Here is a 12,377-nt window from a genome sequence, read left to right as displayed (position 1 = left end):
AATTTTAGTAAGGGCATTTTGTATTCATTTATATTTGAGAGTATGAAAGCAGTTTGTTAAGTATTTAGGTAATATAATTTTAAAAAAATAAGAAAGAAATAAATAAAAAAGAAAAGAGGTAAAAAGATATGGGATTAAAATTTGTTGTTCCAAATATGGAAAAAACATTTGGTAATTTAGAGTTTGCAGGAATAAATGAGGAAGAAAGCAGATGGAAAAATGGACGTATGAATGTTGTAAATCGTAGTTACAATCTATATTCTGATGTACAAAGAGCAGATGAGATTGTTGTGATACTTCCTGCTAAAGCTGGAGAAAAGAATTTTAAGATGGATCAGAAAGTAAAGTTAGTGAATCCTATAATTACAGCAACCGGTTATCGTGTTGGAGAACGTGGTTATACAAACTATGTTTTACATGCAGATGATATGCTAGTTGTAAATGAATAAAGGAGGAGTTTTGATTATGAGATTAGCAAATGGAATTGTATTAGATAAAGAAAAAACATTTGGAACAGTTAGATTTTCAGCACTTCGTCATGAAGTATATGAGCAAAATGAAGATGGTACGCAAGGTAGTGAAATTAAACGTCGTGTTTATAATTTGAAATGTGAGAGACAAAAAGGAATGATACAGGTATCAGTTCCAGCGGATGTTCCCTTAAAAGATTATGAGTATAATGCTGAGGTAGAACTTATAAACCCTGTTGCTGATACTATCGCAAATGTAACAGGAAGAACTGTGTCTTCGGATTGGTATATAAAATGTGATGATATTGTTCTAAAGAATAAAAGTAGTCAAAGTACAAGCAGCATACAAAATAATTCTCAGCAAGGGAATGCAAAAAAGTAACCTATGAAACGTATAAGTCATATGTACAGCAATTAAAAATAAAGGTATAATATCTTAAATGAAATATATTATAGGAGGGATTGATATGGGCAAGCTTATCGGTATTATACTTGTTTATGCATGTGGCATTTCTTTAGCAGGAATTTTGTCAATAGGATTGCTAATGTTATTGCTTTTTGTAAAAAAGCGTATGCAACATATGACAGAAGAAACATGGGATTTATATTTTAGAAATTTATCGAAGAGAGGATTTCTAATTCGTGGATTTGTTATCTATGTGATTGCATTATGTGTCATAGGCAGTTTAAGTTTTATTGTGTTTGAGGTATTTAATTATGGAGCTTCAAATATACTTTCTAAAATTTTTATCTTAGTTGGTGTTGTATATATCGTTCTTAAATATTCTATAAATAAGGAAAAGATATTAAATAAATTAGATAGACTAAATCAAGTATAAGGAAAAGCAGTAATTTCAAAGTAAATTACTGCTTTTTCTTTATTCAAAAAGGAGGGATTATGAGAATTTATAAATATAAAGGAAAGCGTATTAGAGCTAGTGATAAGACACTTATGTATAGAGTATATACAAGTACATTGTTGTTTTTATTCATAGCAATAATTTTTGTATTGAATATGAAACAACTTATAGATATTGACTGGCAGACTTTTAGTTTATTAGATACTGGATTTAATCTTTCTACTTATAACATTATAACTATTGTAATAGCGATTGGCGTTTGTATGCTGGTCGCTTTTCTATATTACATCTATTTTTATGACAGTTTTAAGAAGTTGTCACACAGACAAAAGTTAGCAAGGATGATACTGGAAAATGGCTGGTATGAGGCAGATACAACAAAGGATAGTAGTTTTTTCACTGACCTTCCGAGCAGATCAAGGGAAAAAATCATTTGGTTTCCAAAGATATATTATCGAATGAGTGGAGGAATGATTCATATACAGTGTGAAATTTCACTAGGAAAATATCAGGATCAGCTTTTACGTTTGGAGGATAAGTTAGAAAGTGGGTTGTATTGTGAGCTAACAGACAAGACACTTCAAGATGGATATATTGAATATACTTTACTTTATGATATGATAGCAAACCGTATTTCTATTGAAGAAGTCAAAGCAGAAAATGGTAGGTTACGATTGATGAAAAATCTTGTTTGGGAATATGATGCACTTCCTCATGCACTTATCTGTGGTGGTACAGGGGGAGGAAAGACATATTTTATTCTTACTATCATTGAAGCATTGCTTAATACTAATGCAGAACTAGCAATATTAGACCCTAAAAATGCTGACTTAGCAGACTTAGGTTCAGTTATGGATAATGTGTACTATCAAAAGGAAGATATGATTTCTTGTATTAATAATTTTTACGAGGGGATGGTACGACGAAGTGAGGGAATGAAAAAGCACCCCAATTATAAAACAGGTGAAAATTATGCTTATTTGGGACTCGCACCATATTTCCTAATTTTTGATGAATATGTAGCATTTTTTGAAATGTTGGGAACGAAGGAAAGTATAGCTGTATTGAGTCAACTAAAGAAAATAGTTATGCTAGGACGACAAGCTGGTTACTTTTTGATTGTTGCCTGTCAGCGACCAGATGCAAAATATTTTAGCGATGGAATCAGAGATCAGTTTAATTTTCGTGTAGGATTAGGCCGAATGAGTGAACTTGGGTATGGTATGTTATTTGGTTCGGATGTAAAAAAACAGTTTTTCCAGAAAAGAATCAAAGGACGAGGTTATTGTGATATTGGAACAAATGTTATTAGTGAATTTTATACTCCACTTGTACCTAAAGGACATGACTTTTTGAATATTATAGGACAGTTTGCAAAAAAGGAGAAGGAAGATGAAAAGGAGTGATTTGAAATGTCAGAAAAACTATACTCTATACAATCTTTGGATGAGATAGTCAATGGAGATAATTATATTAAAGATTTTGAAGAAGTAGCAGAAGAATATTGTCATTGCTATGCTGAAAGTATGGTTTTATCTGTATTTAGAGAATTTAGTGCTGATATGATGTGTTCAGTATATTTGGACAGCAAGCAAGTAAAAGGTAACCAGAGGAGCTATGAGTTTAAATTTTCTATTGATGAAAATGATGGAAAATTAGTTGTTAGTTATACAGGCGTTTATTGAATTATTAAGATCATATAAAGGAGGAAAATAAATGGAAATAAAGATAATCGAAATTCCTATTGAACAGAGCGATATACCAATGAAATGTATTTGTATTAATTATGAAAAGTTCTTATCAGATTGTGAAGATTTTGTTATGGAGAGATATCAGAAGTTCAAGTGTAACCCGAAAAATCAGTTTGATACAAAGGCTATGGCAGTTCTTAATAAGGCGATTAAGGAAAGATACTTTTTACCAGAATTGTTTTCTATACGTTTGAATAAGAAGCAGTCTGCATGTAATAGTCAGATTGAATTTGCATTTGAATTGATGAATAAATCTTTTCTTGAATTGGACTATATTCGCCAGAGAGAGTTATCTAAGGAAGTGTTGAAAAAGTGTCTTTCTCATGATGTAGAGTTCATCATGATATATATAGGGATGAATAGATAATGCAGCACACTGACGGGTTTTGCGGTCAGCGGAGCGAATAAGACCGCAAGTTCCGTCTTAAAAGAGTGTGCTGCATTATAGGTATTCAGCCCCTCGGTATCTAACAGAGGGGCACACTTACATAGAAATTAGATACTTAAAACTTAGAAAAACTGCATAAAATTAAGGTTTTTTAGATATTAAGCAGAGTGTGATAATTGTTCTAAAATATCACACTTTTATGATTGGAGGGATAATAACTGAAAGAAAATAATTGGCTAGAAGTATTTAAGAAACAACGTTCTGATTATGGTGTATCTCAGGCAAAACTTGCACTTATGGCTGGTATCAGTAGAGAGCATTTAAATCGTATTGAAAGTGGTAAAGTAAATTTGACAGAAGATATGAAAAGAAGGCTAAAGGATGCATTAGAAAAATTGAATCCAGAAGCTCCATTGTATCTATTGTTTGACTATGTAAGGATTCGTTTTCCAACAATGGATGTACAGCATATTATAAAAGATATTCTAAGGTTGAATATTAACTATATGTTGTATGAAGATTATGGGCATTACAGTTATACGGGGCACTATTATATTGGTGATGTATTTGTTTATACTTCGGAAGAGCTAGAAAAAGGTGTGTTACTAGAATTGAAAGGAAAAGGATGTCGCCAATTTGAAAGTTATCTTTTAGCTCAGGAGCGAAGTTGGTATGACTTTTTAATGGATGCACTTATAGAAGGCGGTGTTATGAAGCGTCTTGACCTTGCAATAAATGATAGGACTGGAATACTAGATATTCCAGAACTTTCAGCGAAATGTAACAGTGATGAATGTGATTCTATTTTTCGCAGTTTTAAGACATATGCTTCTGGAGAACTGGTAAAGCATAGGGAAGAAGATAAGGCGGAAATGGGACATACGTTATATATTGGTTCGTTAAAAAGTGAGGTGTACTTTTGTGTATATGAAAAAAATTACGAACAATATGTAAAGATGGGGATTCCAATAGAAGAAGCACCTATCAAAAATAGGTTTGAGATTAGATTGAAAAATGAAAGAGCTTATTATGCTGTTCGAGATTTACTGACCTATTATGATGTAGAGAAGACGGCTTTTTCTATTATCAATCGTTATGTGAGATTTCTTGATAGAGAAGAAGATAAATATTATGAAGACTGGAAGCTCAACGATCGTTGGGCTTTATTTATTGGAGAAGGAAGAGAACCGTTAAGACTTACTACAAAACCGGAGCCTTATACAATAGAGAGAACTATTAGATGGATAGCAAGACAAGTTGACCCTACATTAAAAATGTTAGAGGAAATTGCTGAAAAAACAGGTTTTGATTATCTAAAAGAGATACGTAAACATACGAAGCTATCTGAAAAACATCAAAAGATAATTGAACAGCAAACGGTAACGCCTGAAGAAATCGTGATGAAATAAGAATGTCTGTATTGGAGCTATGAAAGGAGGTGATTGTTTATGTGAGCAAAAAGCATCATCAAGAAAAATAGCAGAGCTATATAATAAAGAAATGAATGGAGGAATAAAAATGAATTTTGGAGCTAATTTGTATCAATGGTTTTTAAGTAATGCACAAAGTCTCATATTAATGGCAATTGTAATTATCGGTATCTATTTAGGATTTAAAAGAGAGTTTTCAAAACTTATTGGATTCTTAATTGTTGCGTTAATTGCGGTAGGATTGGTATTCAATGCAAATGGTGTAAAAAATGTGTTGCTAGAGCTATTTAATAAGATTATAGGAGCATAGCAAATAGGATGTAACTTGTGTATAAAGAAAGGAAATAAATATTATGGAAGAATTAAGAGTACTGATTGAAGCAAAAGAGCCTGTGAACGGAGAAATAAGTTCATTTTGGTTTGATTTACCTATTGACGAAGCAGAGTTTTTAGATAAGTTAGGTGTAGAATTTGATAGCAACGATTACTACATTATTGAAAAGAAATTACCTTTTGGGGATGATGTAGAAGAAAATACATCAATTGAAAGATTAAATGAGTTGTATTCTATGTATGTAGATTTACCTGTTGGAATGAGAGAGGAATTTTCAGCATTTTTAGAGCGTTATTCTAGTTTGGATGAACTTCATAATTATAGAAATTCAATTTTACATTATGAAGGTTGTAAATGTATGATAGATGTAGCTCGTTATAAGTTATCACATGACCCAGCTTTTACTTCTCTTTCAGAGAAATGTATTCGCTATTTTGATTTTGAAACTTACGCTAATCACTTGCAGGAAAACGGACATTTTGTGGAAACAGAAAAAGGTATCTTTGAAATACCATTTTAAGAAAAGAGGTGATAGCATTTGGTTGATGATATGCGAGTGTATATCGCAAATTTAGGAAAATACAACGAAGGATATTTAGTAGGAGATTGGTTCTCTTTTCCTTTAGATTATGAGGAAATCAAGGAGAAAATTGGATTGAATGAAAGATACGAAGAATATGCTGTTCATGATACAGAGAATTTTCCTATTGAAATTGGAGAATATATATCTATTGACGAACTAAATCGTATCTATGACATGATAGAGGAACTTCCCAACTATATAGTGGAAGCATTGGAGGAATTCATATCTCATTATGGAACATTAGAGGAAGTCGTAGAACATAAGGATGATGTATATTATTATCCAGATTGTGATGATATGACTGATGTTGCTTACTATTATATAGATGAGCTACAGGTACTTGGAGAGATTCCACAAAGCTTACAAAATTATATAGACTATGAAGCATATGGACGAGATTTATCCTATGGAGGAACTTTTATTGAAACAAGTCGAGGGATATGTGAGATACCATATTAAAGCTGTCAGATCAGCAACCTTTTAAGGTTATTTCTGACAGCTTTTATTATTTAAGGGACAGTCTAAAATATGGCTGTCCTTTTATATTCTAAAGAGGGGAGCTGAATAATGAAGAAGATAAAATCTTATACAGGTATATGGAATGTAGAAAAAGTTTTATACGCAATTAATGACTTTAATTTACCTTTCCCAGTTACTTTTACTCAAATAGTGTGGTTTGTTCTTACAGAATTTTTTATTATTATGTTTGCCGATTTACCACCACTATCTATGATTGAAGGAGCTTTTTTGAAGTACTTCGGTATTCCTATTGCTTTTACATGGTTTATGAGTCAGAAAACATTTGATGGAAAGAGGCCTTATAGCTTTTTGAAATCTCAAATTACCTATACATTTAGACCTAAAATTACTTATGCAGGAAAAGCCGTGAAACTGCATAAGCAGGATTTTAATGAAACTATCACGGTAGTAAGGAGTGTGAAGTATGTTCCCAATAAAATATATTGATAATAATCTTGTTTGGAACAAAGACAATGAAGTGTTCGCTTATTATGAGCTGATACCGTATAATTATTCCTTTTTATCCGCAGAACAGAAATTTATCGTGCATGACAGTTTCCGTCAGCTTATTGCACAGTCTCGTGAAGGCAAAATCCATGCCTTGCAGATAGCAACAGAAAGTTCCATAAGGAATATACAGGAACAAGCTAAAAATCTGGTAACAGGACGCTTGAGAGAAGTTGCTATTCAGAAGATAGATGAACAAACAGAAGCACTTGTTTCTATGATTGGAGATAATCAAGTAGATTACCGATTCTTTATAGGTTTTAAACTTATGACTACAGAGCAGGAAGTAAATCTAAAGAATATTAAAAAGTCAGCATTTCTCACATTCAAGGAATTTTTACAAGAAGTCAATCACAAGTTAATGTGTGATTTTGTTTCTATGCCAGATGATGAAATAAACCGTCATATGAAGATGGAAAAATTTTTAGAAAATAAGATATCAAGACGTTTTAAAGTACGTCGCTTGGAAGCAAAGGATTTTGGGTATCTTATGGAACATCTTTATGGTAGCAAAGGCATTGCTTATGAAGAGTATGAGTACCATTTACCAAAAGAAAAATTGAAAAAAGAAACATTGTTGAAATATTATGACCTTATTCGTCCTACTCGTTGTTTAATTGAAGAAAGTCAACGCCACTTAAAATTGGAACATGAGGATAAAGAGAGTTATGTTTCTTATTTTACTGTCAATTCCATTGTTGGGGAGTTAGATTTCCCATCAAGCGAAATTTTTTATTATCAGCAGCAACAATTTACATTTCCAGTTGATACGTCAATGACCATAGAGATTGTAGAAAACAGAAAAGCACTTACTACTGTTCGTAATAAGAAAAAAGAGCTGAAAGATTTAGATAATCATGCTTATCAATCTGGAAGTGAAACAAGTTCAAATATTGTAGACGCTTTAGATAGTGTAGATGAGTTAGAAGCTGATTTAGATCAGACTAAGGAAAGTATGTATAAGCTATCATATGTGATACGCGTATCAGCAGATAGTCTGGATGAATTGAAAAGACGCTGTGATGAAGTCAAGGATTTTTACGATGACTTGAATGTTAAGTTGGTACGTCCTGCTGGGGATATGCTAGGATTGCATAGAGAGTTCTTACCAGCAAGCAAAAGATATTTAAATGACTATGTACAGTATGTAAAGTCAGATTTTTTAGCTGGATTAGGATTTGGAGCAACACAGCAGTTAGGTGAAAGCACTGGTATATATATTGGTTATTCTGTAGATACAGGAAGGAATGTGTATTTGCAACCTTCTCTTGCCAGTCAAGGGATAAAAGGAACAGTAACAAATGCTTTAGCTGCTGCTTTTGTTGGTTCACTTGGTGGAGGAAAGTCTTTCTGTAATAATTTGCTTATCTATTATGCGGTATTATTTGGTGGTCAAGTTCTTTTATTAGACCCTAAAAATGAGAGGGGCAATTGGAAAGAAACACTTCCAGAAATCGCTGATGAGATAAACATAGTAAATCTGACGAGTGAAAAGAAAAATGCAGGACTTCTTGACCCTTTTGTGATTATGAAAAATATTAAGGATGCTGAAAGTCTAGCAATTGATATATTGACATTCCTTACTGGAATTTCATCTAGAGATGGAGAAAAGTTTCCAGTTCTTAGAAAGGCTGTACGTAATGTTACACAAAGCAATAAGCAAGGATTATTACATGTTATTGATGAGTTACGCAAAGAAGATACACTCATTTCATGTAACATTGCAGATCATATAGATAGCTTTACAGATTATGATTTTGCACATCTCTTATTCTCAGACGGAAATATTCAGAATGCTATTAGCCTTGATAATCAGCTTAATATTATACAAGTAGCAGATTTGATACTTCCAGATAAAGATACTACGTTTGAAGAATATACAACGATAGAGTTATTGTCTGTTGCCATGCTGATTGTTATTTCTACCTTTGCTTTAGACTTTATTCATTCAGATAGAAGTATTTTCAAGATTGTAGACATTGATGAAGCATGGGCATTCCTCAATGTTGCACAGGGAGAAACACTATCAAACAAGCTAGTAAGGGCTGGACGTGCTATGCAGGCAGGTGTTTATTTTGTTACACAATCATCTGGTGATGTAGCAAAGGAAAGTTTAAAGAATAATATAGGTTTGAAATTTGCATTTAGGAGTACAGATATTAACGAGATAAAGCAGACTCTAGAGTTTTTCGGAATTGATAAGGAGGATGAAAATAATCAGAAAAGGCTTCGTGATTTAGAAAATGGACAATGTCTGCTTCAAGATTTATACGGACGAGTGGGGGTAGTACAAATACATCCTGTATTTGAAGAATTACTACATGCTTTTGATACTAGACCGCCAGTAAGAAATGAGGTGGAATAAATGAAAGAAAAATTTAGGGGGCTTCTGACAAAACAGAAGCTCTTTCGTTTTTTCAAAATAGTTTTGTTAGGACTTGTTATCAGTGTTGCATTTTTATCTGTATTAGGAACGGTGGCTCATGCGTCGGGGTTAGTGGATGACACTATAAATACCAATAATCTATACTCAAAATATCCTTTGGAGAATTATTCGCTAGATTTCTATGTAGATAACAGCTGGGGATGGTTACCGTGGAATTGGTTAGATGGTATTGGAAAATCAGTACAATATGGACTTTACTGTATTACTAATTTTATATGGACTATCAGTCTGTATTTATCCAATGCCACAGGCTATGTAATACAGGAAGCCTATAAACTAGATTTTATTAATGATATGGCAGACAGTATTGGAAACAGTATACAGACTATTGCAGGAGTAACGGAAAATGGATTTTCAAGTACTGGTTTTTATGTTGGATTTTTACTTTTACTAATCCTAATAATCGGTATTTATGTTGCTTATACAGGAGTGATTAAAAGAGAAACAAGCAAAGCAATACATGCTGTTACCAACTTTGTTGTAGTGTTTCTATTGTCTGCTTCTTTTATTGCTTATGCTCCTGATTATATCAAAAAAATAAATAGTTTTTCAAGTGATATTAGCACAGCTTCACTGGACTTAGGAACAAAGATAATGATTCCGGATAGTGACAGTAAGGGGAAAGATAGTGTGGATTTAATAAGGAACAGCCTGTTTTCTATACAGGTACAGCAACCATGGTTGCTTTTACAGTTTGGTAACGGAAATATAGAAGAAATTGGAGCTGATCGTGTTGAAGCTCTTGTTTCAACAAGCCCGGATGATGAAGATGGAGAAATAAGAGAGAACATTGTAAAAAGTGAGATTGAGGAGAAAGACAATCATAATCTGACAATCACAAAAGTTGTAAATCGATTAGGGATGGTTTTCTTCTTACTTATATTCAATCTAGGTATAACAATTTTTGTTTTCCTGCTTACTGCTATGATGATATTTAGTCAGATACTATTTATCATTTTTGCAATGTTTTTACCTATAAGCTTTTTATTATCAATGATACCCAGCTATAATGGTATGGCAAAACAGGCAATCGTTAAAGTATTCAATACTATTATGACAAGGGCTGGAATTACGCTTATTGTAACAATAGCATTTAGTATTTCAAGTATGTTTTATAACATATCCAGTGACTATCCATTCTTTATGGTAGCATTTTTACAGATTGTATGTTTTGCTGGTATTTATATGAAATTGGGAGATTTAATGAGTATGTTCAACTTAAATGCAGGAGATAGCCAAAGTATGGGACGTAGGATATTCCGTCGCCCATATATGTTTATGAGACAAAGAGCTAGACGTATGGAACACCGTATTGCAAGAGCTGTTGGTAAAGGTGCACTTTTAGGAGGAATTTCTAGAGATGGAGATAGACATTCTACAATTAATACAAGAGGAGGAACTTTGAATCGTGATAGGAAGGAAAAGTGTAAAGATACTTCCAATAGTATAGGAAATAGAATAGGCTCGACAGTTGGAGGTGTTCTAGATACAAAGAATAAATTCAAAGACAAGGCAATAGCTGTTAAAGAAAATATTAAAGATATTCCAATTCAAGCAGGTTATGCTGTTCATTCTGCAAAAGAAAAGGTAAAAAGTAATATATCTGATTTCAAAGGGGGGATTGCACAAGAACAAGAAAACAGACAAAGTGAACGAGCTGAGAAGTTAAAACAACATCGTCAAAGTATTGCAGATAAACGTATGGCAATTCAGAAAGCGCATGCAGCTAAACAATCAGAAAGAAAAGTTGATGGATCAGCGATAAAAGGAGCTAGCAATCAGCAAAAACGACAAAATACAGAATCAAGATCTAATATAGATTCAAAAGTAAAAGAACAAGGAAAAGTAAGAGATAATAAATCAACAGTTGTTGAACCACAGAAAATAGTAGAAGGAAAAACAACAGAGCCAAGAGATCGTTCTAATATTTATAATAGGAATAGTTCAGAGAAATCTTCTGCTAAAAATAGTAAAGGAATAAGGGAAAATACAAAAACACAGCAAAAAGAAAATAATAACCAGTTAAGAATGAATATAGCAAAACAGCGTAATTCAATGAATAAAGGACAAAAGAAAAAATGAAGTTAAAAAATTTTCTTTTTATAGGAAGTATGTTCCCTATACTTCTTTCTATGGTCTTGTTCTTTATAGTGATAATAAGTGGTGATAATGATAATTTAGGAAACAATCTTTCCAGTAATATAGGAATGAACTTATCTGACGAAGTATTAAAACATAAGCCTATGGTAGAAAAATATGCAGATGAATACGGAATATCTGAATATGTTAATGTACTGTTGGCAATTATACAGGTAGAAAGTGGAGGAACGGCCGCTGATGTTATGCAAAGTTCAGAAAGTTTGGGACTGCCCCCCAATACATTAGATACTGAAAGTTCAATTAAGCAGGGATGTAAATATTTTGCTTCCCTGCTTTCTTCATGTCAAAAAAAAGGTATTGATGACTTGAACGTAGTGATTCAAAGTTATAATTATGGCAGTGGATATATTGATTATGTAAATTCTAATGGTAAAAAGCATACGTATAACCTTGCGGAAAACTTTGCAAGAGATAAATCAGGAGGAAAGAAAGTAACATATAACAACCCTATTGCAATTGCAAGAAATGGTGGATGGAGATATCAATATGGTAATCAATTTTATGCGGAAGTTGTGAGTCAATATCTAACGATAACACAATTTGATGATGAAACGGTACAGATGATTATGAATGAAGCATTAAAGTATCAAGGATGGAAATATGTGTTTGGAGGTGCGTCACCTACAACTTCTTTTGATTGTAGCGGACTGACACAATGGTGTTATGGAAAGGCTGGTATAACTCTTCCAAGAACTGCTCAACAACAATATGATGTAACTCAACATATATCACTTTCAGAAGCAAAGGCTGGGGATTTGGTTTTCTTCCATTCTACTTATAATTCAGGGACATATGTTACTCATGTTGGAATATTTGTATCTCCAACACAAATGTATCATGCAGGTTCATCAGGAATAGGATATGTAAACCTAAATGATAGTTACTGGCAGCATCACTTAATTTGTGCAGGAAGAATTAAACAATAAAGG

14 protein-coding genes are annotated in these 12,377 nt (G+C 32.8%); all 14 read left to right on the top strand.

Annotated elements, in window-relative coordinates; all coding sequences use genetic code 11:
- The first annotated feature begins 128 nt into the window (after positions 1-128).
- The 14 genes from BN1075_RS17930 to BN1075_RS17865 all read left to right on the top strand — a co-directional run bounded on the left by BN1075_RS17930 (position 129) and on the right by BN1075_RS17865 (position 12,374).
- Positions 129-449 carry a YdcP family protein gene (locus tag BN1075_RS17930; protein WP_040194682.1) on the top strand — a complete coding sequence of 107 codons (321 nt, stop codon included), beginning with the start codon at positions 129-131 and terminating at the stop codon, positions 447-449.
- Positions 450-465: 16 nt separating this feature from the next.
- The gene (locus BN1075_RS17925) at positions 466-852 is read left to right on the top strand and encodes a YdcP family protein (protein WP_040194681.1); all 387 of its coding nucleotides are present in this window, start codon (positions 466-468) and stop codon (positions 850-852) included.
- An 85-nt stretch (positions 853-937) separates the two neighbouring features.
- Entirely contained in the window at positions 938-1,309 is a 372-nt protein-coding gene (locus BN1075_RS17920; RefSeq protein ID WP_040194680.1) for a hypothetical protein, read from the top strand.
- A gap of 59 nt (positions 1,310-1,368) precedes the next feature.
- Positions 1,369-2,736: a P-loop NTPase family protein gene (locus BN1075_RS17915; protein ID WP_040194674.1), complete on the top strand. Its 1,368-nt coding sequence runs from the start codon at positions 1,369-1,371 to the stop codon at positions 2,734-2,736.
- A 6-nt stretch (positions 2,737-2,742) separates the two neighbouring features.
- Positions 2,743-3,015 carry a hypothetical protein gene (locus BN1075_RS17910; RefSeq protein WP_040194673.1) on the top strand — a complete coding sequence of 91 codons (273 nt, stop codon included), beginning with the start codon at positions 2,743-2,745 and terminating at the stop codon, positions 3,013-3,015.
- Between the two features lie 31 nt (positions 3,016-3,046).
- Positions 3,047-3,448 carry a hypothetical protein gene (locus BN1075_RS17905; protein WP_040194670.1) on the top strand — a complete coding sequence of 134 codons (402 nt, stop codon included), beginning with the start codon at positions 3,047-3,049 and terminating at the stop codon, positions 3,446-3,448.
- Between the two features lie 239 nt (positions 3,449-3,687).
- A complete protein-coding gene (mobT, locus tag BN1075_RS17900; protein ID WP_081911654.1) occupies positions 3,688-4,878 on the top strand; it encodes a MobT family relaxase in 1,191 nt (396 codons plus the stop codon).
- 109 nt (positions 4,879-4,987) lie between these two features.
- Positions 4,988-5,209 carry a hypothetical protein gene (locus BN1075_RS17895; protein ID WP_040195314.1) on the top strand — a complete coding sequence of 74 codons (222 nt, stop codon included), beginning with the start codon at positions 4,988-4,990 and terminating at the stop codon, positions 5,207-5,209.
- A gap of 43 nt (positions 5,210-5,252) precedes the next feature.
- Entirely contained in the window at positions 5,253-5,753 is a 501-nt protein-coding gene (locus tag BN1075_RS17890) for an antirestriction protein ArdA (RefSeq protein ID WP_040194668.1), read from the top strand.
- 18 nt (positions 5,754-5,771) lie between these two features.
- Positions 5,772-6,275 (top strand): antirestriction protein ArdA, encoded by a 504-nt coding sequence (locus BN1075_RS17885; RefSeq protein WP_040194667.1) that lies wholly within the window; start codon positions 5,772-5,774, stop codon positions 6,273-6,275.
- Between the two features lie 108 nt (positions 6,276-6,383).
- Positions 6,384-6,782 carry a conjugal transfer protein gene (locus BN1075_RS17880; protein ID WP_040194665.1) on the top strand — a complete coding sequence of 133 codons (399 nt, stop codon included), beginning with the start codon at positions 6,384-6,386 and terminating at the stop codon, positions 6,780-6,782.
- On the top strand, positions 6,760-9,207 hold the full coding sequence (gene tcpF / locus BN1075_RS17875; protein ID WP_040194664.1) for a conjugal transfer ATPase TcpF: 2,448 nt from the start codon (positions 6,760-6,762) through the stop codon (positions 9,205-9,207). The genes BN1075_RS17880 and tcpF overlap by 23 nt, the downstream gene beginning before the upstream one ends.
- Positions 9,208-11,370 carry a CD3337/EF1877 family mobilome membrane protein gene (locus tag BN1075_RS17870; protein ID WP_040194662.1) on the top strand — a complete coding sequence of 721 codons (2,163 nt, stop codon included), beginning with the start codon at positions 9,208-9,210 and terminating at the stop codon, positions 11,368-11,370.
- Positions 11,367-12,374: a bifunctional lytic transglycosylase/C40 family peptidase gene (locus BN1075_RS17865; protein WP_040194661.1), complete on the top strand. Its 1,008-nt coding sequence runs from the start codon at positions 11,367-11,369 to the stop codon at positions 12,372-12,374. Before BN1075_RS17870 ends, BN1075_RS17865 begins: the two co-directional genes overlap by 4 nt.
- Positions 12,375-12,377 lie beyond the last annotated feature (3 nt).

The organism is Clostridium culturomicium (assembly GCF_000821305.1).
Taxonomy (GTDB): Bacteria; Bacillota; Clostridia; order Clostridiales; family Clostridiaceae; genus Clostridium_J; species Clostridium_J culturomicium.
The sequence above is the reverse complement of the archived record's forward strand: the minus strand, read 5'-3'. Positions and strand labels throughout refer to the sequence as shown.

Coding starts and splice junctions, on each gene's coding strand:
- BN1075_RS17930 (WP_040194682.1), top strand. CDS start 129: ATGGGATTAAAATTTGTTGTTCCAAATATGGAAAAAACATTTGGTAAT.
- BN1075_RS17925 (WP_040194681.1), top strand. CDS start 466: ATGAGATTAGCAAATGGAATTGTATTAGATAAAGAAAAAACATTTGGA.
- BN1075_RS17920 (WP_040194680.1), top strand. CDS start 938: ATGGGCAAGCTTATCGGTATTATACTTGTTTATGCATGTGGCATTTCT.
- BN1075_RS17915 (WP_040194674.1), top strand. CDS start 1,369: ATGAGAATTTATAAATATAAAGGAAAGCGTATTAGAGCTAGTGATAAG.
- BN1075_RS17910 (WP_040194673.1), top strand. CDS start 2,743: ATGTCAGAAAAACTATACTCTATACAATCTTTGGATGAGATAGTCAAT.
- BN1075_RS17905 (WP_040194670.1), top strand. CDS start 3,047: ATGGAAATAAAGATAATCGAAATTCCTATTGAACAGAGCGATATACCA.
- BN1075_RS17895 (WP_040195314.1), top strand. CDS start 4,988: ATGAATTTTGGAGCTAATTTGTATCAATGGTTTTTAAGTAATGCACAA.
- BN1075_RS17890 (WP_040194668.1), top strand. CDS start 5,253: ATGGAAGAATTAAGAGTACTGATTGAAGCAAAAGAGCCTGTGAACGGA.
- BN1075_RS17880 (WP_040194665.1), top strand. CDS start 6,384: ATGAAGAAGATAAAATCTTATACAGGTATATGGAATGTAGAAAAAGTT.
- tcpF (WP_040194664.1), top strand. CDS start 6,760: ATGTTCCCAATAAAATATATTGATAATAATCTTGTTTGGAACAAAGAC.
- BN1075_RS17870 (WP_040194662.1), top strand. CDS start 9,208: ATGAAAGAAAAATTTAGGGGGCTTCTGACAAAACAGAAGCTCTTTCGT.
- BN1075_RS17865 (WP_040194661.1), top strand. CDS start 11,367: ATGAAGTTAAAAAATTTTCTTTTTATAGGAAGTATGTTCCCTATACTT.